The following is a 22,836-nucleotide window of genomic DNA, read 5'->3' as shown; positions in this document are numbered from 1 at the left end:
AAAAAGAATGACGAGGCCCGCAATGAATCACGAGGACGGCGACAACTACAAGAAGAATTCCATCACGCTGGGCGGCGCGGTTGCCATGGGGACCGGCGTCATGATCGGCGCGGGAATCTTTGCCTTGACCGGGCAGATCGCCGAGCTTGCCGGGCCGCTCTTTCCCATTGCCTTTATCATCGGCGCGATCGTGACCGGGTTCAGTTCCTACAGCTACATCAAGATGTCCAACGCCTGGCCCTCGGCAGGGGGTATCGGGATGATCCTGCAGAAGTGCTACGGACCGGGGGCGGTTGCGGCGGGGGCGGCGCTTCTGATGGCGCTCAGCATGGTGATCGCCGAGAGCCTGGTCGCCCGGACTTTCGCCACGTACCTCTTGCGCGCCTTCGACATCGAGGGCGGGCCGCTTGTGCCCATCTTGGCTGTTGGAGTGATCCTTTTTGCCTTCCTCGTGAACATCGCGGGCAACCGGTCGATCGGGCTGTTCTCGATGGGCATGGCCGCAATCAAGATTGGCGGCATCGCGCTTTTCGGGGTAGCCGCCCTGTGGTCGAGCGGCTTCGGCTTCGCCGCGGCGTCGCGGGACGCGGTCGATTTTGGCGTAATGGGGTTCGTTGCCTCGGTCGCGCTTGCCATTCTCGCGTTCAAGGGGTTCACAACGATTACCAACAGCGGTGCCGAGATCACCGACCCGAACCGCAACGTGGGGCGCGCGATCATGATTTCGATTGCGCTGTGCGTAGTCGTCTATCTTCTTGTGGCCTTCGGCGTTGGGTCCAGCCTGACCATCGACGAGATCATCGCCGCCAAGGACTATTCGCTGGCCGAGGCGGCGGAACCGGCGCTGGGTCAGGCGGGCTTCCTGCTGACGGTCTTGTTGGCCGTCGTGGCGACGGCCTCGGCCGTGCTGGCCAGCGTTTTTGCCGTCTCGAGGATGCTTGCCATGTTGACGGAAATGAAGATGATCCCGCATCGCCATTTCGGTATGTCCGGTCCGATCCAGCGGCATACGCTGGTCTATACGGTGGTCATCGCTTCCTTCCTTGCCGTATTCTTCGATCTGAGCCGCATCGCGTCGCTCGGCGCGTTCTTCTACCTTATCATGGATATGGTTGTGCATTGGGGTGTCTGGCGTTTCCGGCGGGCGGAAATCTGCGCCTCTGGCGTCGTGCTTCTGGTGGCGTTCGGGGTGGACGCGATTGTTCTCGTCGCGTTTACCGCGATGAAGCTGCAGAGCGATTCGGCCATCGTCGCCTATGCGGCCCTGGCGATCCTCAGCGTGTTTCTGTTCGAACGCGCCTACCTTTCGCGCTGGCTGGCACTTCAAAATGGGTCCGCCCACAGTTGACGGATCATGTCACACAATCGGTTCGCGATGGGCGGCGAGCGGGCCTTGCAATGCTCGTCGGCCTTGCTCTAGGTTTGGTGGCCGCGAATTCGCCGCTGGCGGATACCTACGCGCTTATTCACCATCTGCCTCTGCGAGTGGGACCGGTCGCGTGGGCAATCGAAGCCCCCCTGATCGAGTGGATCAATCAGGGCCTTCTGACGGTCTTCTTCTTTCTGATTGGCATCCACACAAATAATGAGTTGACCCGAGGTACGCTGTCCGAACCCGGCGCGGCCGTGCTTCCGGCAAGTGCGGCAGTCGGCGGCATGATCGTGCCGGCAGCCATCTATCTTGGTCTTAATGCCGGAGAGACTATCGCCCTTCGTGGGTGGGCGATTCCGATTGCGACGGACATCGTTTTGGTCCTTGGTGTCCTTTCGCTATGTTCGGGTCAGGTTGGCCCTGCGATCGTCGCATTTGCTACGGCTGCAGCTATATTCGATGACCTTGGGTCGGTGGCTGTTATCGCTCTGTTCTACGGAGAGTTGGATCAGCTCTTGCCGCTTTGGATTGTGGCTGGCGGTTCGGCAGGCCTGCTTCTGCTCAATCGAACCCGAAAGGCCTCGCTCGTGCCTTACCTTTTCTTCGGCTGCGTTCTCTGGGCAGGACTGATCATGACCGGCCTCGAAGGAGCCGTTGCAGGTGCAATTGTCGGGTTTTCCCTGCCGCTTTCATCGTTTCCGTCAAAAGCAGCCGCGCGCGCCGAGCAGCGCATTTCGCCGTTTGCTCTGTTCTTTGTCGTGCCGGTCTTTACCTTCTTCAATGGTGGCATCGTGCTGGATTTTGTTCCCGCTGACCCACAGGCATGGTCTGTGGCAATCGGCATTGCAATTGCTTTGATTGTCGGAAAGCCTTTGGGAATTCTCGGCGGAACGCTTCTGGCGCTTCGCTTGCGCATCGGAACACTTCCTCCTGACACTTCGCTGCGAGACTTATTCGGGGTCGCACTGCTGGCTGGTGTCGGCTTCACTATGAGCCTGTTCATCGTCGGCGCGGCATTCGATGCAGCCCCGATTGCCGCAACGGCAAAACTCGCCGTTGTGAGCAGTTCAGCTATCGCCGCCTTACTCGGCATCCTCTCGTTCAATCTCCGCCGATCGGTCGGGCGCTAGCAACGGATGCCTCACTCCTCGTCCTCTGGCTCGACGCAAGGCTGCCAGTCCCACAGACGGTTCATCGTTGAAAAAAGGAAGGATGCTGACCAGGCAATCAGCAAGAGCCCGTTGAGGGCCTCGACACCGGCAAGAAACCGCAGATGACCGGTCGGGACGATATCTCCGATCCCGAGCGATGTGTACATGACGGTCGAGAAATATAGGTAGTCGAGCGGGTGTGCCATGTCAGACCCCTCGAAGTCACCGATCCCGAACCACGCCCCCGCAATCCAGAAGCCGCCCGCGAATAGCCCGATCTGAAACAGATGCGTGACGAACAGCAGGCTCACGATGGACAGCACGCGTGTATGCGACCGCATCGGAACAGACGCCATGCGACCTGAGCAGAAGCGCAGGGATGCCAGATGCAGATAGGCTGTGGTGACGAAGAGCGCGGCGGAAATAGCTATCGAAATTAACAACTTACGATCCGTGTATTGATACTGTTGACCGCAATATGGGTGGCGTCCCGATGCGTCTAATCAAATTAGCATCGGCAATCTTTGGACTCTAGGTACAGTTTTTCGATCATGGCCCCGATGGAGCGATTCCAGAACGTCACGTCGGAGAAACAGGCGGCAATCCTTGATGCCGCGGCGGCGGAGATCGCGACGCATGGCCTGTCCGGCGCCTCGATAAATCGCGGCAGCCCGGATGAGCAAATCGTCCTTCCACCATTACTTCGAAGGCAAGTACGATCTCTATGCCGCCGTGACGCAACGGGCGCTTGACGACCTGGTTGCCGCCATGGCGCCCGGCGCACTGCCGGCTACGAGCTTGGAATATTGGGCGATGTGGGAGGCCGTGTATAGGGCGTTTCTGCAGTGCCAGTTGACAGACCACGTCCTGGCGGCCCTGAACTGGAGCGCGATCAGCGCCCGCGCCGCCGGCACGGCACACCCTGCGCTCGAGATACTGGCAGGCCAGATGCGTCGGTGGCTCGAAGCGCTGATACTGCGGGGCCAGGCGCTAGGTGCGGTGCGAACCGATTTGCCGCAGGATCTGCTTCTCGACACCACCTTCAGGCTGCTCGAGGGCGGCGACCGCTGGTTTGCAGCAACCTGGAGCGAGATGTCCGAAGCCCGCGTCGCCGCACCGCGTCGCGGATCGTCCTCCTCTTGCGCGACATGGCCGAACACAAGGGAGACTAGGAATGAGTTTCGCCATGGAGCAGGGCTTCACCGCGGACGCGACTGGTGCTGCTCGGCCACTGAAACTGGCGCTCCTCTTCTCGATCCTTGGCGAGGCTGTGGTCCTCCTCGTCTGAGGCTTCTACCTTTTCCCCGAGGGCAGCTGGTTCAACAAGGCTATGTGGACCCCGGTCTATTGCGGCGTTGGAATGGGCGGTGCATTCGGCGCGGTCGTGGTGTTTGGTCTTCTGGGCCGTGTGGATGGCTGGTGTGCGGTTGGGCTGACAGTGCTGCCGGCAACGGTGATGCTGGGGCTGTTTTGCAACACGCTGTGCCTGAGGCTTGATCTGACCTTCGGCTATTTCGGTGCCCAAGGCGCGGGCTTTCTGTTCATGCTCAATGGCATCGCTATGTCCGCCTTGGGCGGCGCCGTCCTTGGTTGTATGACATTCACCGAGCGGGGGCGGACCTTCCGGCCGCACTGGCTGAAGTGACCCGCGGCCAGCGCCTGTCCCGCCCAGCGTTCCGCCCGGTCGTGCGCGCGGCGAGATGGCAAAGGGCCGTTTCACCCGGGCCGAAATCCGCGCACTCCTCACAGACACAACAGACACATGGGCCCGGTTCGAGGGGCACACGACCGAAATCCCGTACGCAAGCAGCGCGGGTGCGCGGCTCCGGCTTCTGAATGGAGCGCTGATCATCGCCGCCATTCGGTCCGCCATCGAACGTGGCGTGGAACGTGACTATGCCATCGAACTGGTCGGCGATGCGGCCTGGATCATTTACCGTTGCTTCATGGACAATCCGGACGCGGTTGTTTGGCTGACAACCGCGCCGACGAGGAACAACAAAGGAAACCAGGTGCCCGCAAGTTCGGCGACCTGGCCGGTCAACGCGAAGATACCGGCACCGATCATCACTCCGGTCCCCATCGAAACTGCGCCAGTCAGCGATATGCTGTTTTTCTGATAGTCCGTCGTCACGCCGGAATCCTTGCTTTTGTCCTGATTGCGTTGAGATCAGGCCAGATCGATCGCTTTCTTCAGCATGTCACGCACATCTGCTGCGACAGCGTGAAGGCCAGCGTTGTCGACCGCTGCCATCGAGGCAACGGGATCGATGGCGCTTAGTTCTGTCCCGCCTTCGACGGCGCGCAGGATTACGTTACATGGAAGCATCGCACCGATCCGAGGCTCCAGACCGATGGCCTTGTGGGCCATGTTCGGGTTGCATGCACCGAGAATGCGATAACCGTCCATCTCGGCACCAATCTTCTTCTTCATCGTTTCCTTGACATCGATTTCGGTAAGTACGCCGAATCCTTGTTCCTTGAGCGCGTCACGCGTACGGGCATCTGCCTCGTCGATTGGCACGTTGGGAAGAAGACGGTCGTAGGTGTATTTCATTTCATATCCTCACGTTGACTGTGACCGGGACCGGCGGGACGGACGTTTGCGTGTGGTTCAGGCCAAATGAGCGTCTTAAGCTACCTCGAGAAGCTCGGAATCGTAGCCCGCGTCCTTGATAGCGACCTTGATATCCGAGGCCGGCAAGTCGCTGTTGATCTCCACGGTCTTGCTCGCCAGATCGCAGGCAATTTCCACATCAGGATCGGCGCTTTTCACGGTCTTTTCGATCGCCGCGACGCAATGACCGCAGCTCATTTCGGGAACGCTGAATTTCATTTTTTGGTCTCCACAGGTCTTGGATGGCTGGAAGATAGAGGTTCCACCAACTGGAGGGTCAAGCGAACTTGGCTGGTTATAAAAAAATCGCATCCCTACCCTTGACCTTCCAGTGACTGGAACAATTATTTTCCGTGAAACAATTCTGAATTGGAGACGTCGATGAACGGCAATCAGTCTGTTTCGCTTTCCATCGAAGGCATGTCGTGCGCGTCCTGTGTGGGACGGGTCGACCGCGCGCTTTCTGGAATCGAAGGTGTCCGCGATGTTTCAGTCAATCTGGCAAACGAAACGGCCAGGTTGACGATAGAAGACCCGGATCGGCTTGCTGAGGCCGCCAACAAGCTGGACGAACTCGGTTATCCGGCACGGCGGGCAAGCGTCACGCTGAACATCGAATCGATGTCATGTGCATCCTGTGTCGGACGGGTGGATCACGCGATCGCCGCCGTGCCGGGTGTTCTCGATGTCAACGTGAATCTGGCATCCGAAACCGCTACTGTCACATATCTTGAAGGGGCGACCGGCCCCGCCGAATTCATCGCGGCGGCGGCCGAAATCGGTTATCCGGCGGAAATCGCCGAAGCTTCCAGTTCAAGCGACCGTGTGGCCCGCAAGGAGGAAGAAGCCAGAGAGATCAAGCGCCGCACCATGTTGGCGGCTGTTCTTGCCTTGCCTGTGTTCGTGATGGAGATGGGCAGCCATGTGATTCCTGGAATGCACGCATTCATCGGAGGCACGATCGGTCATCAGACCAGCTGGATTATCCAGTTCCTGCTAACCACAGCCGTGCTGCTCGGACCGGGGAGGGTGTTCTACCTCAAAGGTATCCCATCTCTCATCAAGGGGGCCCCGGACATGAACAGCCTCGTCGCGGTCGGAACTGGCGCGGCCTACATTTACTCCGTCATTGCGACATTCCTGCCCTGGCTTCTTCCGGATGCCGTTCGCGCGGTTTATTTCGAAGCCGCAGCGGTGATCGTGGTGCTGATCCTGTTGGGACGGTTCCTGGAGGCGCGGGCAAAGGGCCGTACCGGCGCAGCCATCCAGAAGCTTCTTGGCCTTCAGGTGAGAACCGCGCGCGTTCTGCGCGATGGTGAGCCGGTCGAAGTACCCATCGAGGAAATACGACTTGGCGATGTTCTCCTTGTGCGCCCGGGCGAGCGGATTGCCGTAGACGGCGAACTCGTGGAAGGCGAGAGCCACGTCGATGAGAGCATGATCACCGGGGAGCCGGTACCAGTCACCAAGGCAACTGGAGGTCCGGTAACCGGCGGCACGGTCAACGGGGCTGGAAGCTTCCGCTTCCGGGCAACGCGTGTGGGCGCCGATACGACCCTTTCCCAGATCATTCGTATGGTAGAAGAAGCGCAGGGTGCGAAGTTGCCGATCCAAGGCCTCGTCGACCGGATCACGCTCTGGTTCGTTCCTGCGGTCATGGCGATCGCTGCATTGACGGTCTTGATTTGGCTGATCTTCGGCCCCGAGCCGGCGCTGACCCTTGCGCTGGTGGCAGGCGTGTCTGTCCTCATCATCGCATGCCCCTGTGCGATGGGTCTTGCCACGCCAACGTCGATCATGGTCGGCACCGGACGCGCGGCCGAGATGGGTGTTCTGTTCCGCAAGGGCGACGCATTGCAGATCCTCAGTTCGGTCGACGTGGTCGCATTCGACAAGACCGGCACTCTCACCGAAGGTCGTCCGGAACTCGTCGACGTGATCGTGGCCGAAGGATTCGACCGCGCCGATGTGCTGGCCCGCGTCGCCATGGTCGAAGAGCAGTCGGAACACCCCATTGCCGAAGCGATCGTTCGCGGCGCGCGTCGTGAAGGAGCAGCGCGTCATGAGGTGTCGGAATTCAACTCCATGACGGGTTACGGGGTTCGCGCCCGCGTCGGAACGACCGAGGTTCTGGTTGGCGCCGACCGGCTGATGCAGCGCAAGGGCCTGGACCTGGGTGCTCTGGCCGCCGAGGAAGCGCAACTGGCCAGGCGCGGTCACACTGCCCTCTACGCCGCGATTGATGGAAAGGTGGCGGCGGTATTCGGCGTGGCGGATCCAGTGAAATCCGCAAGCGCTGCGGCCATACAGGAGTTGCACAAGCTCGGATTGAAAGTGGCTATGATCACGGGCGACAAGCCGGAGACCGCCGAAGCCATCGCAAGGGAAACCGGAATCGATCATGTGATCGCCAGAGTTCTTCCCGACGGTAAGGTCGCTGCGCTCGACGAACTACGCAGCAAGGGCCAAAGGATCGCTTTTGTCGGCGATGGCATAAACGACGCGCCAGCGCTCGCCCATGCCGATGTCGGGATCGCAATCGGAACCGGGACTGACGTCGCCATCGAATCCGCCGACGTCGTACTGATGTCAGGCGACCTTCGCGGCGTGGTCAACGCATTCGAGGTTTCCCGCCGGACGATGCGCAATATCCGCGAGAATCTTTTCTGGGCGTTCGGATACAACACTGCCCTGATCCCGGTCGCGGCCGGCGTACTATATCCGACGTTCGGTGTGCTTCTGTCACCCATTTTGGCAGCAGGCGCTATGGGACTATCTTCTGTCTTTGTGCTGACGAACGCGTTGCGGTTGCGGCGGATCGCTCCGGCAATGGATGAAAGGGCTTCGGCCCACCCAACTCCGGCGCGACTCGTGCCGGCGCCGGCCGAATGAGAAGGAAACTGACGATGAATATTGGTGATGTCTCACGAATTTCAGGCCTGCCCGCGAAGACGATACGCTACTATGAGGACATCGGCCTCATCCGGCCGCTAAGGGGCGAAAACGGCTATCGCAGTTTCCAAGACAAGGATCTGCACAAGCTGGCGTTTCTCGGCCGCGCCCGTGCATTGGGCTTCACGATCGAGGATTGTCGGAACCTGCTGGCTCTCTATGAGGATGATGGACGGGAGAGCGCTGCCGTGAAGCATATCGCCGAAGACCATTTGGCGCGGATCGACGAAAAGATCGCGCAGCTCCGTTCCATGCGGGCCACTCTCGCTGAACTCGTCAATGCTTGTGCGGGTGACCATCGTCCGGACTGCCCGATACTTAATGATCTTGGCCATGGAGATCGACCTGCAAGCGACCAATTGAAAAAGCCAGCAGGTAATTGCAGCCACTAAATCCACCTCCAATGGAGGCCGACATTTAAAAGCCTTCACCGGTCGGAAAACGGTAGGTCAGGGTCGCGTTGATAGAGATCAAGGATCGCTTCGTTTTTGCGAGTAAGCTGAAAAAAAGTAGGTTATGAAATGACCGTCAAAGCCCAAAGAGAAGCCCGATTGAGAGCGCTGCCGCGTTCGCGGTCGGTATTGTGGGCGATGATAGCAATGTTCTACGTCCTCGCGCCGTTATTCCACCAATTTAGCGAGAACATTGACACTGGTTTGCACGCGGTCATCAGCGTGAGCCATTCATATGATGGTTCCGATGGCAATCGCGTTGTACCTGCTAATTCCAAGGTATGCAGTACGGCCAGTCATTGCCTGTTACCGGCTGTTCTCCTGGCCGGATTTTCTGGCATTGACGCAGGTCGTCAGCGTCAGCACTTTATTACAAAACTTCTTCCCGATCGGCTGTTCCTGTCGTTTCCATCTCCCCCTCCAAAGTCTGCCTGAAACATAGGGTAACCCTGTCCGGCTGACGATGGCGCCAACCCGCGTGAGCGAATACTGAGCGCCACTGCGGCTCTTTCCGCAATAGCTCAAAAGTCTGCCTTGCCCCGTCGGATCTGCGATAGCGCCCGCTGAAATGCAGGACGCAGTTCGCATTCGTCGCCCCTGTCGGTTCGGACAAAGCCGAAAATGCAACAGCCCGTGCGGGCGATGCATAAGGAGCGGATAATGGAAGCAATAATATATTTTCTCGTCTGGGCCGGACTGATCCTGCTCATGATGCGGTTTGGCTGTGGCGCTCATGTAATGGGACATGGCCACAACTCTCGAACAAAGCAGTCGGAGGGAGGTAGCAATACTGATCTGCGCTGGATTGCGCCTGAAAGTGCCATTGATCCCGTGTGCGGGATCACAGTCCATACGAATGCGGCGAAGTCCGCAGTGCATGACGGGCACGTGTTCTACTTCTGCTCGCGAGAATGCCGCGAACGCTTTGAGGCGGCACCTGATACATATCTAAATCAGGAATCTGCGACCTTGGAGACAGGGGGGGCCGTTCATGGCTGACTCACGCAACTCCAGTCCGGGCTATGCGATCAGGGTGGCTCCGCAGGCGTCGAACACACCGCGTATTCCGGTCATCGCTTTCGGCATGAGCCTTGGCTTGTTTCTGGCGATCACGTTCGTCCTGTGCGTCGGCTTTGACCTCATCTTTCCGGGAATGGCGATGTACCAGACATGGCTGAAACTTCTTCCCGGATTCACCTGGTTGAGTGTCCCGAGCTTCCTGCTCGGTCTGGTCGAGGCATTTGCCTACGGCTGGTATGTCGCGCTGATTTTCGGCCCTCTCTTCAACTACTTTGCGGCACGCAGGTTCCGTTGAACACGGCCATATTAATGGAGACCAAAATGAAAACAGAAATGAAATTCGCGTTAGCGACAGCAACTCTGACTTTGCTCGGAACCGTGCCGACATTCGCGACCACCGTCTACATTCCAGAGGGGAGCGCTGGAGAAATCCTTGTTGTGGATGCCGACACCGGTTCGGTCGAGGCGCGCTGGCCAGGTTTTGAGGCTGTCCACGGTCTGGCCGGAGCACCAGGCGCACGTTACATCGTTGCGGGCAGCTATTCCGAGGTGGCGAAAGAAGAAGCAGAGGCGCCGGCGAAACCGGAAGGCGTATCGCAAGACGAACACCAAGCGCATCACGCCCCTAGGGCGGCGAGTGTCATGCCCAAAGATGCCGGAGTAAGCATTCTGACGATAGTCGAAGCAAAGACCGGCGCGGTAGTGCGCCGGATTGAGGTTCCCGGCGCCGTCCATCACGTGGCTATGTCTCCGGACGGCCGCTACGCCGCAGTGACACATCCGACCACAGACGGGATCAGTATCATCGATCTCGACACCTTGGCATTCAAAGCGTTCGTGCCGACTGGAACGAGCCCAAACTATGCCGTGTTTGCGCGCGATGGTAGATCGGTATTCGTTACGAACGCCGACAGCGGAACCACTAGTGAGGTTGACGTCGACAAGACGTTCGTCAAGCGCAATATCCTTTCCGGCGAGGCGCCGGAGCATGTTGTCATGTCGCACGATGGCAAGCGGCTCTATGTCGCCGATGCCTATGCCGGCAAGGTCCACGAGGTCATCATCTCGGACGGGAACATTTCCCGGTCTCTGGATGTCGGTGGCGAAATCCATGGGCTTGATCTGTCGGACGATGATGGGACGCTATTCGTTAGCGGCAAGCGCGACGACAAGATTGCCGCTATTGACCTGAGCAGCGGCAAAGCAAAATTCGCAGCCTTAGCTCCCGCCCCCTATCACCTGACGACAATAGCCGGGACGAACAGCCTCTACGTCTCAAGTCGCGAAGAGCCCAAGGTCTGGATCGTCGACCAGGAAAACCTCGCAGTAACGGGCGAGATCGCTGTTTCAGGTGAAGGTCACGAAATGGTGGTGCTCCCCTAAGAGCAGCCGGAAAAACGAAAGGAGACTGTCATGTACAGATATGCAACTTCAAACGCCATGACTTCAGCCCTTCTCGGTGGAGCGATCATGTTCGGCCTGGTGACCGCTTCGTTGGGCCAGGAAAGCGGCATGATGGACGACGGTATGGTGAGCCCGGGTTTGATGAATCCTCAAATGAATCCGATACGAGGCAAGCAGCTGTTCGCGAGCAAGGGATGCGTTGTGTGCCATTCGATAAACGGCGTCGGCGGCGAGGACGCTCCGGCCCTTGATGCGTCGGCGATGCCCCTACCGATGAATCCGTTCGAATTTGCCGCGCGCATGTGGCGGGGTGCAGAGGCGATGGTCGCAATGCAGCGTGACGAACTCGGTGCGCCGATCGAGCTCGACGGTAGCGAACTGGCCGACATCATTGCGTTTGTCCACGATGCCGACGTTCAGGCCGAATTCTCCGAAGAGGACATTCCCGAGCGTATCGAGGATCTGATGCACGAATCCGATGACGAGTAGACGCCATCGCGGCGGTGGCGGTGCGTAGTCCGCCATGCGGACCTTGAAACAGGAGCGAGAGGGAACGCCGGACAATCCGGCGTGAACTCCGTCCAAAGCGCAAGGAGCAATAATATGTCCGCAATAGTCTCAGATGCCGACAAGTCGGTTACCAAACGCGATTTCATTTACGTTGCAACAGGGGCGATGGTAGTCGTGGGAGTAGGGGCGTTCGCCTGGCCGTTTATCGACAGCATGAATCCCTCGGCAAGTGTACGAAGCCTCGCAACGGTCGAAATCCCGTTGGGCGACATTGAGGTCGGCCAGCGAGTGACGGTCATGTGGCGTGGCCGTCCTGTGTTTGTCGACAGACGGACGAAAGCTCAAATCGATGCGGCAGTCGCTGACGACGATGCTGATCTTATCGATCCTCAAAGCGATGCAGATCGTGTGCAGAATCCCGAGTGGCTGATCGTGGTTGGGGTGTGCACGCATCTCGGCTGCATCCCACTCGGGCAGAAGGATTCCGATCCAAGGGGCAATTGGGGTGGCTGGTACTGCCCGTGCCACGGTTCACAATACGACACGTCCGGGCGTGTAAGGCGGGGCCCTGCACCCAAGAACCTCGTCGTTCCGCCCTACGAGCTTATGGACGGCGAGAGCGTCGTTATCGGCTGATCTGAGAGAGGAGGAGACAAAGTGACAAAATCTCCCGCAAATGCTTTGCGATTTCTCGGTGCAACCGGAACAGTAACCGGATCGCGATACCTTCTCGAAGCGAACGGACGGCGAATCCTGATCGATTGCGGTTTGTTCCAAGGGTTCAAACAACTGCGCCGGCGCAATTGGCTGCCGTTCCCCGTCCGCCCCGGTTCGATCGATGCGGTACTCCTGACACATGCGCATCTCGATCACTCGGGATATCTGCCGGCGCTAGTGCGCGACGGGTTCGAGGGGCCGGTTTATTGTACGGAATCGACGGTGGAACTTTGCGGGCTCCTGCTGCCAGACAGCGGTCACCTTCAAGAAGAAGATGCAAAGTATGCCAAGCGCAAACGCTATTCGAAGCATGCCGATCCGAGGCCGCTCTACACGTTGAAGGACGCGGAAAGCGCTGTTGATAGCCTGGAGGCGAAGGAATTTGATCGCCGCTTCGACCTCGGAAACGGGATAACGGCGGAATTCGTGCCTGCAGGCCATTTGCTCGGCGCAGCGCAGATCCGGATTGAGATCGATGGCCGTTCTATTCATTTCAGCGGCGATCTCGGGCGCAACTCCGATCCGCTAATGCGCGCACCTCGGTCGTTGCGCGAAGTCGACGTCCTCATCTGCGAGTCGACCTACGGCAACCGAAAGCACGCCAACATTGATCCGAAAGCGGAATTGGCGCCGGTCATCAACCGTGTCTGCTCCCGCGGCGGCGTAATCCTAATTCCGGCTTTCGCGATCGGCCGTGCGCAGGGTGTGATGTATCACATCGCGCGGCTGCGGAAACGCGGCGAAATTCCTTATTTGCCGGTCTATTTGAACAGTCCCATGGCCGTCGATGCGACCGAAATCTATCACAATCATCACGAAGAGCATCACGTCACCTGGGACGACTGCGTTGCAATGTTTAGGCTTGCCGAACGCGTACGCTCCGTAGCGGAATCCAAGGAGCTAAACACGCGCAGGGGGCCGATGATCATAATCTCTGCAAGCGGAATGCTGAGTGGAGGTAGGGTGTTGCATCACCTCGCCAGCTTCGGCACCGACCCGAAGAATGCCATTCTGCTCTCCGGTTATCAGGCTGGCGGCACGCGTGGCGCGGCGCTCGTCGGCGGAGCCAGGACCCTGCGCATGTTCGGTCGCGAAGTCGAGATCAATGCGGAGGTGGTGCAAATGGAGAGTTTTTCCGGTCACGCCGATGTCGACGAAATCATGACCTGGCTGACTGGCGCAGCCCGTCCTCCGGCGATGACCTATCTTACGCATGGAGAACCGGATGCGGCAGATGCGTTGCGCTGGCGCATCGAGCATGAGTTGGGCTGGCACGTACGCGCACCGGAACATCTTGAACGGATCAGTCTGGACCATCCGAAATGAACCAGAGCCACAACGTTCTTCGCATTCTTAGGGCGCGCGTTGATACTTATCAGCAACCGATTGTATTTATGCGTTCGGATTGTCACGTCTGTTCCTCGGAGGGATTCTCCGCTTTGACACGTGTCAGGATAGCCTGCGGCGCTCGGTCCGTCGTTGCGACCCTCAACGTTGTTCATGACGAGGATTGGATCCCGCACGGCACCGCGCTTCTGTCGGAAGCGGCCTGGAAGGCCTTGGCACCTTCCGAAAACGCAACCGCGGCGTTCACGCATCCCGACCCTCCGCAATCCGCTTCGGCGCTGCGCGCGAAGGTGTTCGGTATAAAACTGATACAGGACGACTTCCTCTCAATCATCCGCGATGCATTGGCCGGCAATCTCTCCGATCTCGAATTGGCGGCGTTCGTCACGGCGTGCGCGGGGGATCGCCTCGACCTCGACGAGACCATCGCCTTGACGAAAGCGATGCTGGCGGTTGGCGAGCGCATCGATTGGGGCGCCGGCTATGTCCTCGACAAACATTGTGTCGGCGGATTGCCGGGCAACCGCACGACGCCAATCGTTGTGGCGATAATAGCTGCGGCGGGAAAACGAATCCCCAAGACCTCGTCGCGCGCCATCACGTCTCCGGCGGGTACTGCCGACACGATGGAAACCATGGCGCCGGTGAGCCTCAACCTCGCCGCCATGCGCAAGGTCGTCGAGAAGGAAGGCGGCTGCGTCGTCTGGGGCGGACATGTCCGACTGAGTCCCGCCGACGACGTCCTTGTTCGGGTCGAACGCCCGCTCGATTTCGACAGCGCGGGACAGCTTGTCGCCAGCGTCTTGTCGAAGAAGGCGGCTGCCGGATCGAGTCACGTACTGATCGACATTCCGGTCGGACCGACGGCGAAGATTCGCACGGACAGTAGCGCGAGCGCGCTTTCCGGCCGGTTGGCCGCGACGGCGGAAGTGCTTGGGCTGCAACTTCGCGTGGTCAGGACAGATGGCATACAGCCGGTCGGATTCGGTATTGGCCCGGCCCTCGAGGCGCGCGATGTGTTGGCCGTGCTGCGCGGCGAGCCGTTCGCGCCAAGCGACCTTCGCGAGCGCGCCGTTCTGTTGGCGGGGGCGCTCCTGGATATGGCACCCGACGGAAACGGTACCGGAAAAATGCGCGCGCATCAGTTGCTTGACAGCGGCGAGGCCCTGGCAAAGTTCATCGCCATCTGCGACGCGCAGGGAGGTTTTCGGGAACCCGGTGCCGCCGCGTATAGATTTCCGTTCCCGGCAAGCACGACCGGGAAGGTCGCGAGCATCGACAATCGCCGGTTGACAAAAGTCGCCAAACTCGCAGGTGCCCCATCGAACGCCGAAGCGGGAGTGTTTTGCCGTCTAAAGGTAGGAGATCGGGTCGACATCGGCGACAGGCTGTTTGAAATCTGCGCGAATACGCCAGGTGCGCTCGACTATGCCTTGGAGTTTGCGGCCGCCCATGACGGTATCGTCGAGGTGAGGGACGAGGAATGAAGCCCCTCCTTCTGTCCTTTCCCGATGATCGCGATCTGGCCCGCGAAATTGCGAATTGCATCGGAGCTGAAACCGGACGACTCGTCTGGCACCGCTTTCCCGATGGCGAGTCCCTGGTATCGATCGACGAGGCCGTGAAGGGGCGAGACGTTATCCTCGTCGCATCTTTAAGGCATCCGGACCGGATCGCGCTGCCATTGCGGTTCGTTGTCATGACCGCGCGAGAATTCGGAGTGCGTTTACTCGGCCTCGTTGCACCCTATCTCGCCTATATGCGCCAGGACAGGAGGTTCCATCCGGGCGAGGCAGTCAGTGCGCCTCTCTTCGCGCGTTTCCTCGAGGAAGGCGTCGATTGGCTGGTTACCGCCGACCCGCATCTGCACCGCAATCCCGATCTGTCCCGGCTCTTCGAGATTTCTACCAGGACTGTAGCGACCGCCCCGCTGATCGCCGACTGGATCAAGCAGAATGTAACTCGGCCGGTCCTCATCGGACCGGATTCGGAGAGCAAACAGTGGGTCGCAAGCATAGCGGCACGGATCGACGCGCCTTACCAGATACTCGAAAAGACGCGACGCGGTGATCGCGATGTTTCGATAAGCATTCCAGATTTCTCGCAAGCCGAAAAAGGGACGCCGGTGATCGTGGACGACATCGTGTCGTCGGGCAGAACGATGATCGAGACAGCCGGACATCTCCGGGAACTCGGTCTTCCACCCGCTATATGCGTGATTATCCATCCGGTTTTTGCCGGAAATGCCTACGAGGAACTGCTCGATGCCGGCGTGGCGTCATTGGTGAGTACCAATTCAATCGCGCATCGATCGAACGCGATTTCGATCGCCGGTCCGTTGGCATCCGCCATAGGCGAACTTTCGAATTTCCAAATCAGAAAGCACGGAGACAAGAATTGAAAATGAAATTGAACCTCCCGAAGATATTTGTTCTCGGATTCTTTGCGCTCGGAGCGGCCGTCCTACTCTCGAAATTTTTCCGGGGTGAACCCGAAACAGCGATTGTGGCCGTATCGATGCCGGAACTGTCGAGTGAAGCAAGCGTTGGTCAGATACTCTTCAACAACAACTGTGCCAGTTGCCATGGCGATCGTGCATCCGGAACGGACAAAGGGCCTCCGCTGATCCACGACATTTACAATCCGGGACATCACTCGGATGATGCGTTCTATCTGGCAGCCATGAATGGTGTGGTCCAGCATCACTGGCCATACGGCAATATGCCGAAGCAGGAGCAGGTCACGCCGGACGAGGTGGCGAAGATCGTCCAATATGTTCGCGAGTTGCAGGTCGCCAACGGTATAACGTTCAAACCGCACAACATGTGACACGACAAGGAGCGATTGCGATGACCTCCCAGCACGAGCACCATTATCACACGGCGGACGCCGAAGGCACCTCTTCGGCCGGCCAAGGCCAGTATGACGAAGTTCCGGCTGGATATAGCGGACCCGTCTATACCTGCCCAATGCACCCTCAAGTGCGCCGGACGCATTCCGGATCTTGCCCGATATGCGGCATGGGGCTGGAACTGGAATCGGCAACTATGGTTGAAGAGGGGCCGAATCCCGAACTTGTCGATTTCACTCGGCGCTTATGGATTGGCGCGGTCCTGAGTATTCCTCTCCTGATCCTGACCATGGGTCCCTTCGTCGGTCTTTCCGGCGTTCGGGAGATCTTCGGAGAACGAGCAACCTTGTGGATCGAACTTGTGCTCGGCACGCCGGTCGTTCTCTGGTCGGGTTGGCCGTTCCTTGTCCGCGGCTGGAACTCCTTCCGCACGATGAATCTGAACATGTTTAGTCTGATCGCGATGGGCGTCATGGCGGCATGGACATTCAGTGTCGTCGCCGTGCTGTTTCCAGGTATTTTCCCCGATGGCTTCCGAGATCCAGAAGGTCATGTGGGCGTTTATTTCGAAGCCGCAGCCGTCATCGTCACCTTGGTGCTCCTCGGGCAGGTGATGGAACTGCGCGCTCGTGAGGGTACCGGCAAGGCGATCCGGGCACTCCTCGATATGGCGGCAAAGACGGCCCGCGTGATACGCGACGACGGCACGGAAGAGGAAATTCCGCTCGAACATGTTGGGGTTGGCGACCGCATTCGCGTGCGTCCCGGCGACAAGGTTCCCGTGGATGGCGTGGTGGTCGATGGTCGTTCATCGATCGACGAAAGCATGATCACCGGCGAACCCGTTCCGGTCGAGAAAGTTTCAGGCGATCCAGTGACGGGCGCAACCATCAACGGCACTGGCAGCCTTATTATGGAAGCTACACGCGTCGGCGCCGACACGATGCTGAGCCAGATCGTCGAAATGGTCGCCAACGCACAACGGTCCCGGGCGCCAATCCAGAAATATGCCGACAAGGTATCCGGCTATTTCGTGCCGGCGGTGATCGCTATCGCTGTACTTGCTTTCCTGGGCTGGGCGTTTTGGGGCCCGGAACCCGCCCTTTCATATGCGCTCATCGCCGCGGTCGCGGTACTGATCATAGCCTGTCCCTGCGCCCTCGGTCTCGCCACCCCAATGTCGATCATGACGGCAACGGGACGCGGAGCTCAAGCAGGCGTGCTCATAAAGAATGCGGAGGCGCTCGAGAGGTTCGAGAAAGTTGATACGCTAATCGTCGACAAGACAGGCACGTTGACCGAAGGCAAGCCGCGATTGGTGGCGGTCCTGGCGGAGAACGGCCATGACGAGACCGAAGTGCTGCGTCTGGCGGCGTCCCTTGAACGGGGTTCGGAACACCCGCTCGCCGAAGCCATCGTAAGGGGAGCCGAAGAGCGAGGCGTGGAGATGGCCGCGGCCGGCGACTTCGAGGCCGTTACCGGCAAAGGCGTCAAGGGTACAGTGGATGGCAGAGCCGTGGCGCTCGGCAATCTCGCGATGATCCGCGAGCTTGGCCTGGAGGCGGGGGACTTGACCGAAAAAGCCAATGGCCGCCGCGATGAAGGCGAGACGGTCATGTTCGTCGTCGTCGACAATGGCGTCGCCGGACTCGTATGCGTCGCCGATCCGGTAAAAGAAACAACCCCCGACGCGCTGAAGGCTCTGCATGAACTTGGATTCCGCATCATCATGGCGACCGGAGATAACGAACGAACGGCGAAAGCCGTTGCTGCGCGCCTGGGCATTGACGAGATCCGCGCCGACGTGCTTCCCGAAGACAAGGCGCGCATCATCCAGGAATTGCAGCAGCAGGGTCGCAAGGTCGCGATGGCCGGCGACGGCGTGAACGACGCTCCGGCTCTGGCTCAGGCCGACGTGGGAATTGCGATGGGAACCGGCGCCGATGTCGCGATCGAAAGCGCTGGATTTACCTTGGTCAAAGGAAATCTCGACGGGATCGTCAGGGCCCGCCGTCTGGCCCACGGGACCATGCGCAACATACGGCAGAACCTGTTTTTCGCCCTGATCTACAATACGTTGGGCGTTCCGGTAGCTGCAGGCGTTCTCTTCCCGTTCTTCGGCATCCTGATTAGTCCGATGTTCGCCGCCTTCGCGATGAGCGCTTCTTCGATCTCTGTTGTCGTCAATTCGCTCAGACTGCGGCAACTGGATTTGAGATCCTGACGGAGTCGTTGTCCTGGTCTTGTCGGAAATCGGTCGCGGCCAAGCTTGTCGTTATTGACTCGGTTTCGGCGTGACGTCAGGGTAATTGTTCACACGGTTCCCGCGATGCCGAGCGCGAAGCGGGATGAAAAGGGAATGTGACGGGTGGACCCAGACCGGGCATCCAAATCACAGCCGACCCCGCGACTGTAGAATGGCGCGGCGCCATAACTCCCGAAAACGGGAGCGCCACTGGAGACATCCGGGAAGGCGATAGCGCCGGAAAACCGCCATGAGCCAGGAGACCTGCCATGTGAACGGACGGAGAGACGTTCAAGTTACTGAATGAGCAACACGGAGGTTGTCATGCTCGCAACACAATCTGTTTCGCTGCCGGTTTCGGCATCAGCACGTCTGACGACTGCGCTGTTCGCTGCAATATTTGGCATGGCGTTGCTTTATCTCGCTGCGTTTGCTCATTCGGACGCACTGCACAACGGCGCCCACGACACGCGCCACGCAATCGTCGCGCCCTGCCACTAAGGCGCCACGACGTAGATGTTGACCCGGGTAATTCTGGCCGCGCTTGTCGCGGGATTGCTCGCTGGTGTGTTCGCGACTGCGGCGCAATCAGTGCGGGTTATCCCGTTGATCCTCCAAGCCGAAGCTTATGAAGAGGGGGTGTCACACGCTGAGACCGAGGACGAAGTCTGGGCGCCCGAAGAAGGGTTGCAGCGGACGTTTTTTACGTTGCTCTCGAATCTCGTGACCGGTGTTGCATTCGCACTGATTTTGACGGCTATCATTCTGATATTAGACCAACCGGTGTCGCTCCGGCATGGCGCGCTTTGGGGGGCGGGCGGGTTCGCGGTTTTCGTTCTCGCCCCAAACTTCGGTCTTCCGCCTGAATTGCCCGGTATGGCGTCTGGCGATCTGACCGCAAGACAGGCCTGGTGGATCGCCACGGTCTTGCTCACTGGAGGAGGCCTACTGATTTTCGCGTTCAAGGATTCGGTTTCCTGGATGGGAGCGGGCGTAATGCTTATTGTGGCACCTCACGTATACGGTGCGCCGCAGAACCCAGCAGGTGAATCAGCCGTTCCGGCAGAACTCGCGGCAGAGTTTGCCATCGCGACCGTCGTCACCTCGGCTCTGTTCTGGCTGTTTCTTGGCGCGGTTCTTGGACAGCTTCTCTCGCGCGTGATCGAGGGCCGATCGAGTGAGCCAGGTTAGAATGCCGAGTAAGCTCTTGTCCGACCCTTGTAATGAGAAAAGGCCCAAGCGCCCTTATTCGCTCTTGCAGATCCTGCTGCACTGGCTGGTGGTAATCCTGATTTTTGAGCAATGGTACACGTCGCGCGCAATCCCTCGAACCCACAATCCTCTTCTTCCGCCGTCAGATGCCGATCTCTTGCAGCACGCGCTTCACATCTATGCCGGCATTGTTATTGGCATAGTCATGGCGCTTCGGCGCATGTTGGCATATGCGAGCTACCGTCGGCGGCCGCAAATTCGGCCGCGGTTGACGGAACGCCTGGCATCGATCGTTCACGGTGGGCTCTATTTTGCAGTGTTTTTCCAAGCCGCTACAGGCTTTGTAACGACATATCTCTGGGGCCCCGCGAGGGTTTTCCATGCGTATCTCTGGGATGTCATTCTGATACTTGCGTCTGTCCACATCGCCGCGGCCGTCTATCATCTGATACGCGGCGACGGAGTGCTCCGGCGGATGATCCCGCGGTTTCGATAATTGCGGTTGGTCAAAGCTTTTGGGGCCCTCGGTCGGATTCGAACCTCCATCTTCCCGATTACAATTCGGGTGCTCTACCAAATTGAGCTACGAGGGCTGACGCCGCGTCAATCCTCGTATCCAATCGTGAATAAACCGTTTTCATTCAGAAACTAGCGGTTCACAGGCGCGCAGAGTGCTGCGCGATCAGTTAGGCACCCTTCAGCGTGCCAAGGTTTGACAAGCGAGCTGGGGTCAGCCGTGAAGAGCTCAATCGAGACCAGAGCGACGGAAACCGCGTCTAGCCAAACAAGGGACTCGCTTTCATTGACCTTTCCGGCACTGGAACGTTTATGTGCTGCTCCTCGATCGACAAGGGAGACTGTAAATGCGCAGCATTGCGAACCAGCCTGAATTCGGAGTGGCGGTCTTTTCCTTCCTCCTACATTTCGTCTGGGAATATTTGCAGGCGCCCACCTATGCAGGCATGGCGGATTTGCCGCATTGGGAGGGCGTTAAGCTCTGCACCTCCGCGACCTTCGGCGATGTTGGCTTCGCGCTAACGGCCTTCTGGGCCACCAGCGCTCTGGCGCGGTCGCGATACTGGCTCGTCGCGCCGAGGCCCCTGCATATGCTGGTTTACATGGTCGTTGGCATCACTCTAACGGTTGGTTTCGAATTCCACTACACGCAGATCAGCATGCGCTGGACCTATTCGGACCTGATGCCGCTCGTTCCGCCCTTTGGAACCGGCCTGAGCCCGCTCCTCCAATGGTTGGTGATACCGCCGCTCGTGCTCTGGTTCACGGCAAGGCAGTTGCCGAATCGCAGCGCGCCCCTGAGTCAGTAATCTCCTTGTGTGCACACCTTTCCAAGGAAAATGGGAGAACGGGCGCCGGTGTAGGCAAGCCTTGTGAGGCTTGCCTACACCGGCGTTGAAACGCTGGGGCACCAGAATGGTCTATGCCGTGCTGCTCATGGTTTTCCCGCTTCATAGAAAACAGCCGGGCTTTCCGCTGCAGTACCGAAAAAGGCAAGAACATCGTAGCGCGCATTCGGATCGTCTCCCATGCCGAGTGAACCAGCCGGCATTCCGGGCGTTGCGATGCCGCGAATGTCCGGGGCTGTGCTGACCAGTTTGGCCAAGGCCTCTAGTGGCACGTGCCCTTCGACGACGTATTTCCGCCCGGCATCCAGCACTGCGGTGTGGCACGCCTCGAGTTCGGCGCTCACGCCCGCCTGTTTCTTGATCGCTGACAGGTCTTCGATGTCGTGGATTTTCACTACAGATCCTCCTGGCAGAAGAGCCAGAGAATAGGCGAAAACGGCGAGTGCGGCGAGCATCTTACGCATGGAATTTCGGTAGCAAAAACCTTCCTGGAAAACCAGACCGCGGGCTTCACGCGGCAGTGAAGCCCGCGGCAGGAACCGCCGTTCAGAGGGCCGGCGGTTCTTCCCCCTGGCCGACCTCAAACCAGGTGTTCATGCCCGCGGCCGCATGTTCCAGCATGTGGCAATGATAGAGCCACTTGCCGGGATTGTCGGCGACGAGCGAGACCGAAATACGCGGCTGTGCCGAACGCCTGCTGCAGTAATTCGCGTCGGTTAGGGATCATTGGGCCCGTCCTTGTCGAGAAGATAGATCGCGATGGCACGCAGGTCGTCATCGGAGAGGAAGGCCGTTCCGTCGCGCACCACCTCGCCCATCGAGCCGCCGAAGACATCACCGCCCGGGGTGATGCCGCTGCGCAATGCGTAGGCAAGACTGCTGACAGTCCAACCCCGTTCTTCGAGCTTTGCCTTGGTGATCGGCGGCGACTTTCCGCCGTCGGGCAAGCCCTCAGCCCCGTGCAAGGCGAACTCGGCCTGCCTAGCGCCCAGCAGATTGCGCGGCGTGTGACAGGCTCCGCAATGCGCCGGTCCGCGTACGATGAAGCGGCCCCGGTTCCATGCCTCGCTCTTGTCTTCGCGCGGTTCGAGCGGCCCGGTATCGAGGAACATCGCCCGCCAGGCTTTCAGAGCCGGGCGGAAGTTGAACGGAAATCGGAGATCCTGTCCAGGCGCGGATTCCGAGACCGCAGGCACCGTTTGGAACGCCGCCCACAAATCGGCGATGTCCTGGTCGGAGAACCGCGAATAGAACGGGTAGGGGAAAGCCGGGTAGTAGGGTTCGCCGTCCGGCGAGACGCCCTGCCGGACGGCCTTGGAGAATTCCTGGATCGACCAGCCGCCTATCCCGTTTACGGTGTCGGTGGTGAGGTTGGGCGAGTGGAACGTGCCGAAATCCGTCGGCAGTTTCACGCCGCCGGCCAGCGGCGCGCCTCCGTTTTCCGCGTTGGTGTGGCAGGCGATGCATCCCGACATCCGCGCAAGATACGCGCCGCGCGCCGCGTCGCCCGCGATCGATTCTAGCGCGACCGGTCGGCCGATCGGCCAGGCGTGAAGCGAGGCCGCGCCCGCCGCCGCAAGGACGGCGGCGAGCGCTCCAAGTTTGGCTATCCGTCGCATGGC

Annotated in this window: 27 protein-coding genes, 1 tRNA gene and 1 riboswitch; of the genes, 21 read left to right on the top strand and 7 right to left on the bottom strand. The window is 59.3% G+C overall.

The features are described from left to right. The first annotated feature begins 22 nt into the window (after positions 1 to 22). Positions 23 to 1,348, top strand: coding sequence for an APC family permease (locus ACQK2M_RS01570; protein ID WP_223479501.1), 1,326 nt, complete (start codon positions 23 to 25; stop codon positions 1,346 to 1,348). Beyond that, positions 1,345 to 2,502: a Na+/H+ antiporter NhaA gene (gene nhaA, locus ACQK2M_RS01565; RefSeq protein ID WP_425416327.1), complete on the top strand. Its 1,158-nt coding sequence runs from the start codon at positions 1,345 to 1,347 to the stop codon at positions 2,500 to 2,502. Before ACQK2M_RS01570 ends, nhaA begins: the two co-directional genes overlap by 4 nt. An 11-nt stretch (positions 2,503 to 2,513) precedes the next feature. Here nhaA and ACQK2M_RS01560 read toward each other — a convergent pair whose 3' ends face one another. After that, on the bottom strand, positions 2,514 to 2,966 hold the full coding sequence (locus tag ACQK2M_RS01560) for a potassium channel family protein (RefSeq protein ID WP_223479503.1): 453 nt from the start codon (positions 2,964 to 2,966) through the stop codon (positions 2,514 to 2,516). 917 nt (positions 2,967 to 3,883) lie between these two features. Between ACQK2M_RS01560 and ACQK2M_RS01555 the strand changes: the two genes are divergently transcribed. Continuing rightward, positions 3,884 to 4,168, top strand: coding sequence for a hypothetical protein (locus ACQK2M_RS01555; RefSeq protein WP_223479504.1), 285 nt, complete (start codon positions 3,884 to 3,886; stop codon positions 4,166 to 4,168). Positions 4,169 to 4,223: 55 nt separating this feature from the next. Further along, positions 4,224 to 4,643: a hypothetical protein gene (locus tag ACQK2M_RS01550; protein WP_425416326.1), complete on the top strand. Its 420-nt coding sequence runs from the start codon at positions 4,224 to 4,226 to the stop codon at positions 4,641 to 4,643. 50 nt (positions 4,644 to 4,693) lie between these two features. Here ACQK2M_RS01550 and ACQK2M_RS01545 read toward each other — a convergent pair whose 3' ends face one another. Both ACQK2M_RS01545 and ACQK2M_RS01540 read right to left on the bottom strand, forming a co-directional pair. Next, on the bottom strand, positions 4,694 to 5,080 hold the full coding sequence (locus tag ACQK2M_RS01545; RefSeq protein WP_223479506.1) for a DUF302 domain-containing protein: 387 nt from the start codon (positions 5,078 to 5,080) through the stop codon (positions 4,694 to 4,696). A gap of 75 nt (positions 5,081 to 5,155) precedes the next feature. Next, positions 5,156 to 5,359, bottom strand: coding sequence for a heavy-metal-associated domain-containing protein (locus tag ACQK2M_RS01540; RefSeq protein WP_223479507.1), 204 nt, complete (start codon positions 5,357 to 5,359; stop codon positions 5,156 to 5,158). Positions 5,360 to 5,521: 162 nt separating this feature from the next. Between ACQK2M_RS01540 and ACQK2M_RS01535 the strand changes: the two genes are divergently transcribed. The 16 genes from ACQK2M_RS01535 to ACQK2M_RS01460 all read left to right on the top strand — a co-directional run bounded on the left by ACQK2M_RS01535 (position 5,522) and on the right by ACQK2M_RS01460 (position 20,346). After that, positions 5,522 to 8,032 carry a heavy metal translocating P-type ATPase gene (locus ACQK2M_RS01535; protein WP_425416325.1) on the top strand — a complete coding sequence of 837 codons (2,511 nt, stop codon included), beginning with the start codon at positions 5,522 to 5,524 and terminating at the stop codon, positions 8,030 to 8,032. Positions 8,033 to 8,046: 14 nt separating this feature from the next. Further along, the gene (gene cueR / locus ACQK2M_RS01530) at positions 8,047 to 8,484 is read left to right on the top strand and encodes a Cu(I)-responsive transcriptional regulator (protein WP_009452567.1); all 438 of its coding nucleotides are present in this window, start codon (positions 8,047 to 8,049) and stop codon (positions 8,482 to 8,484) included. A gap of 129 nt (positions 8,485 to 8,613) precedes the next feature. After that, positions 8,614 to 8,979: a hypothetical protein gene (locus tag ACQK2M_RS01525; RefSeq protein ID WP_223479509.1), complete on the top strand. Its 366-nt coding sequence runs from the start codon at positions 8,614 to 8,616 to the stop codon at positions 8,977 to 8,979. A 186-nt stretch (positions 8,980 to 9,165) separates the two neighbouring features. Continuing rightward, positions 9,166 to 9,543: a YHS domain-containing protein gene (locus ACQK2M_RS01520; RefSeq protein ID WP_425416324.1), complete on the top strand. Its 378-nt coding sequence runs from the start codon at positions 9,166 to 9,168 to the stop codon at positions 9,541 to 9,543. Beyond that, positions 9,536 to 9,859 (top strand): DUF5676 family membrane protein, encoded by a 324-nt coding sequence (locus tag ACQK2M_RS01515; protein WP_223479510.1) that lies wholly within the window; start codon positions 9,536 to 9,538, stop codon positions 9,857 to 9,859. Before ACQK2M_RS01520 ends, ACQK2M_RS01515 begins: the two co-directional genes overlap by 8 nt. Positions 9,860 to 9,885: 26 nt before the next feature. Continuing rightward, entirely contained in the window at positions 9,886 to 10,947 is a 1,062-nt protein-coding gene (locus ACQK2M_RS01510) for a YncE family protein (RefSeq protein ID WP_223479511.1), read from the top strand. An 87-nt stretch (positions 10,948 to 11,034) separates the two neighbouring features. Next, positions 11,035 to 11,457 carry a c-type cytochrome gene (locus tag ACQK2M_RS01505; RefSeq protein ID WP_223479512.1) on the top strand — a complete coding sequence of 141 codons (423 nt, stop codon included), beginning with the start codon at positions 11,035 to 11,037 and terminating at the stop codon, positions 11,455 to 11,457. 114 nt (positions 11,458 to 11,571) lie between these two features. Beyond that, on the top strand, positions 11,572 to 12,114 hold the full coding sequence (gene petA, locus ACQK2M_RS01500) for a ubiquinol-cytochrome c reductase iron-sulfur subunit (RefSeq protein ID WP_223479513.1): 543 nt from the start codon (positions 11,572 to 11,574) through the stop codon (positions 12,112 to 12,114). Positions 12,115 to 12,135: 21 nt separating this feature from the next. Then, positions 12,136 to 13,521, top strand: a complete 1,386-nt coding sequence (locus tag ACQK2M_RS01495) for an MBL fold metallo-hydrolase RNA specificity domain-containing protein (RefSeq protein ID WP_425416323.1) — start codon at positions 12,136 to 12,138, stop codon at positions 13,519 to 13,521. Next, complete coding sequence (locus tag ACQK2M_RS01490) at positions 13,518 to 15,029, top strand: thymidine phosphorylase family protein (RefSeq protein WP_425416322.1); 1,512 nt, start codon at positions 13,518 to 13,520, stop codon at positions 15,027 to 15,029. Before ACQK2M_RS01495 ends, ACQK2M_RS01490 begins: the two co-directional genes overlap by 4 nt. Then, a complete protein-coding gene (locus ACQK2M_RS01485; RefSeq protein ID WP_425416321.1) occupies positions 15,026 to 15,943 on the top strand; it encodes a ribose-phosphate pyrophosphokinase in 918 nt (305 codons plus the stop codon). Before ACQK2M_RS01490 ends, ACQK2M_RS01485 begins: the two co-directional genes overlap by 4 nt. 2 nt (positions 15,944 to 15,945) lie before the next feature. Next, positions 15,946 to 16,371 (top strand): c-type cytochrome, encoded by a 426-nt coding sequence (locus ACQK2M_RS01480; RefSeq protein ID WP_223479528.1) that lies wholly within the window; start codon positions 15,946 to 15,948, stop codon positions 16,369 to 16,371. 20 nt (positions 16,372 to 16,391) lie between these two features. Further along, positions 16,392 to 18,617 carry a copper-transporting P-type ATPase gene (locus tag ACQK2M_RS01475; RefSeq protein WP_223479516.1) on the top strand — a complete coding sequence of 742 codons (2,226 nt, stop codon included), beginning with the start codon at positions 16,392 to 16,394 and terminating at the stop codon, positions 18,615 to 18,617. A 77-nt stretch (positions 18,618 to 18,694) separates the two neighbouring features. Continuing rightward, positions 18,695 to 18,924: riboswitch (cobalamin riboswitch) on the top strand. A gap of 38 nt (positions 18,925 to 18,962) precedes the next feature. Then, complete coding sequence (locus ACQK2M_RS01470; RefSeq protein WP_223479517.1) at positions 18,963 to 19,139, top strand: CbtB domain-containing protein; 177 nt, start codon at positions 18,963 to 18,965, stop codon at positions 19,137 to 19,139. 15 nt (positions 19,140 to 19,154) lie between these two features. Further along, positions 19,155 to 19,829 (top strand): CbtA family protein, encoded by a 675-nt coding sequence (locus ACQK2M_RS01465; RefSeq protein WP_223479518.1) that lies wholly within the window; start codon positions 19,155 to 19,157, stop codon positions 19,827 to 19,829. 1 nt (position 19,830) lies between these two features. Further along, positions 19,831 to 20,346, top strand: coding sequence for a cytochrome b (locus ACQK2M_RS01460; protein ID WP_223479519.1), 516 nt, complete (start codon positions 19,831 to 19,833; stop codon positions 20,344 to 20,346). Positions 20,347 to 20,366: 20 nt separating this feature from the next. On the opposite strand, the gene ACQK2M_RS01455 is transcribed toward ACQK2M_RS01460, so the two are convergent. Then, positions 20,367 to 20,443 (bottom strand) — tRNA-Thr (locus ACQK2M_RS01455). A 270-nt stretch (positions 20,444 to 20,713) separates the two neighbouring features. Between ACQK2M_RS01455 and ACQK2M_RS01450 the strand changes: the two genes are divergently transcribed. Continuing rightward, entirely contained in the window at positions 20,714 to 21,175 is a 462-nt protein-coding gene (locus tag ACQK2M_RS01450; protein WP_223479520.1) for a hypothetical protein, read from the top strand. A gap of 125 nt (positions 21,176 to 21,300) precedes the next feature. Here the strand turns inward: ACQK2M_RS01450 and ACQK2M_RS01445 are convergent, their stop codons facing one another. From ACQK2M_RS01445 to ACQK2M_RS01435, 3 genes are all read right to left on the bottom strand, one after another. After that, positions 21,301 to 21,678 carry a DUF411 domain-containing protein gene (locus tag ACQK2M_RS01445; RefSeq protein ID WP_338018607.1) on the bottom strand — a complete coding sequence of 126 codons (378 nt, stop codon included), beginning with the start codon at positions 21,676 to 21,678 and terminating at the stop codon, positions 21,301 to 21,303. 82 nt (positions 21,679 to 21,760) lie between these two features. Continuing rightward, positions 21,761 to 21,889 (bottom strand): multicopper oxidase domain-containing protein, encoded by a 129-nt coding sequence (locus ACQK2M_RS01440; RefSeq protein ID WP_338018609.1) that lies wholly within the window; start codon positions 21,887 to 21,889, stop codon positions 21,761 to 21,763. A 41-nt stretch (positions 21,890 to 21,930) separates the two neighbouring features. Then, a complete protein-coding gene (locus tag ACQK2M_RS01435) occupies positions 21,931 to 22,833 on the bottom strand; it encodes a c-type cytochrome (protein WP_223479521.1) in 903 nt (300 codons plus the stop codon). Positions 22,834 to 22,836 lie beyond the last annotated feature (3 nt).

It is taken from the genome of Oricola indica (assembly GCF_965227485.1).
GTDB lineage: Bacteria > Pseudomonadota > Alphaproteobacteria > Rhizobiales > Rhizobiaceae > Oricola > Oricola indica.
Note: the sequence above shows the minus strand (reverse complement) of the source record. Positions and strands in the feature narration are given on the sequence as shown.

Bases quoted from the DNA above. Each gene is read 5' to 3' on its own strand.
- ACQK2M_RS01570 (WP_223479501.1), top strand. From the start codon at position 23: ATGAATCACGAGGACGGCGACAACTACAAGAAGAATTCCATCACGCTG.
- ACQK2M_RS01555 (WP_223479504.1), top strand. From the start codon at position 3,884: ATGGGCGGTGCATTCGGCGCGGTCGTGGTGTTTGGTCTTCTGGGCCGT.
- ACQK2M_RS01550 (WP_425416326.1), top strand. From the start codon at position 4,224: ATGGCAAAGGGCCGTTTCACCCGGGCCGAAATCCGCGCACTCCTCACA.
- ACQK2M_RS01545 (WP_223479506.1), bottom strand. From the start codon at position 5,080: ATGAAATACACCTACGACCGTCTTCTTCCCAACGTGCCAATCGACGAG.
- ACQK2M_RS01540 (WP_223479507.1), bottom strand. From the start codon at position 5,359: ATGAAATTCAGCGTTCCCGAAATGAGCTGCGGTCATTGCGTCGCGGCG.
- ACQK2M_RS01535 (WP_425416325.1), top strand. From the start codon at position 5,522: ATGAACGGCAATCAGTCTGTTTCGCTTTCCATCGAAGGCATGTCGTGC.
- cueR (WP_009452567.1), top strand. From the start codon at position 8,047: ATGAATATTGGTGATGTCTCACGAATTTCAGGCCTGCCCGCGAAGACG.
- ACQK2M_RS01525 (WP_223479509.1), top strand. From the start codon at position 8,614: ATGACCGTCAAAGCCCAAAGAGAAGCCCGATTGAGAGCGCTGCCGCGT.
- ACQK2M_RS01520 (WP_425416324.1), top strand. From the start codon at position 9,166: ATGCAACAGCCCGTGCGGGCGATGCATAAGGAGCGGATAATGGAAGCA.
- ACQK2M_RS01515 (WP_223479510.1), top strand. From the start codon at position 9,536: ATGGCTGACTCACGCAACTCCAGTCCGGGCTATGCGATCAGGGTGGCT.
- ACQK2M_RS01510 (WP_223479511.1), top strand. From the start codon at position 9,886: ATGAAAACAGAAATGAAATTCGCGTTAGCGACAGCAACTCTGACTTTG.
- ACQK2M_RS01505 (WP_223479512.1), top strand. From the start codon at position 11,035: ATGTTCGGCCTGGTGACCGCTTCGTTGGGCCAGGAAAGCGGCATGATG.
- petA (WP_223479513.1), top strand. From the start codon at position 11,572: ATGTCCGCAATAGTCTCAGATGCCGACAAGTCGGTTACCAAACGCGAT.
- ACQK2M_RS01490 (WP_425416322.1), top strand. From the start codon at position 13,518: ATGAACCAGAGCCACAACGTTCTTCGCATTCTTAGGGCGCGCGTTGAT.
- ACQK2M_RS01485 (WP_425416321.1), top strand. From the start codon at position 15,026: ATGAAGCCCCTCCTTCTGTCCTTTCCCGATGATCGCGATCTGGCCCGC.
- ACQK2M_RS01480 (WP_223479528.1), top strand. From the start codon at position 15,946: ATGAAATTGAACCTCCCGAAGATATTTGTTCTCGGATTCTTTGCGCTC.
- ACQK2M_RS01475 (WP_223479516.1), top strand. From the start codon at position 16,392: ATGACCTCCCAGCACGAGCACCATTATCACACGGCGGACGCCGAAGGC.
- ACQK2M_RS01470 (WP_223479517.1), top strand. From the start codon at position 18,963: ATGCTCGCAACACAATCTGTTTCGCTGCCGGTTTCGGCATCAGCACGT.
- ACQK2M_RS01465 (WP_223479518.1), top strand. From the start codon at position 19,155: ATGTTGACCCGGGTAATTCTGGCCGCGCTTGTCGCGGGATTGCTCGCT.
- ACQK2M_RS01460 (WP_223479519.1), top strand. From the start codon at position 19,831: ATGCCGAGTAAGCTCTTGTCCGACCCTTGTAATGAGAAAAGGCCCAAG.
- ACQK2M_RS01450 (WP_223479520.1), top strand. From the start codon at position 20,714: ATGCGCAGCATTGCGAACCAGCCTGAATTCGGAGTGGCGGTCTTTTCC.
- ACQK2M_RS01445 (WP_338018607.1), bottom strand. From the start codon at position 21,678: ATGCGTAAGATGCTCGCCGCACTCGCCGTTTTCGCCTATTCTCTGGCT.
- ACQK2M_RS01435 (WP_223479521.1), bottom strand. From the start codon at position 22,833: ATGCGACGGATAGCCAAACTTGGAGCGCTCGCCGCCGTCCTTGCGGCG.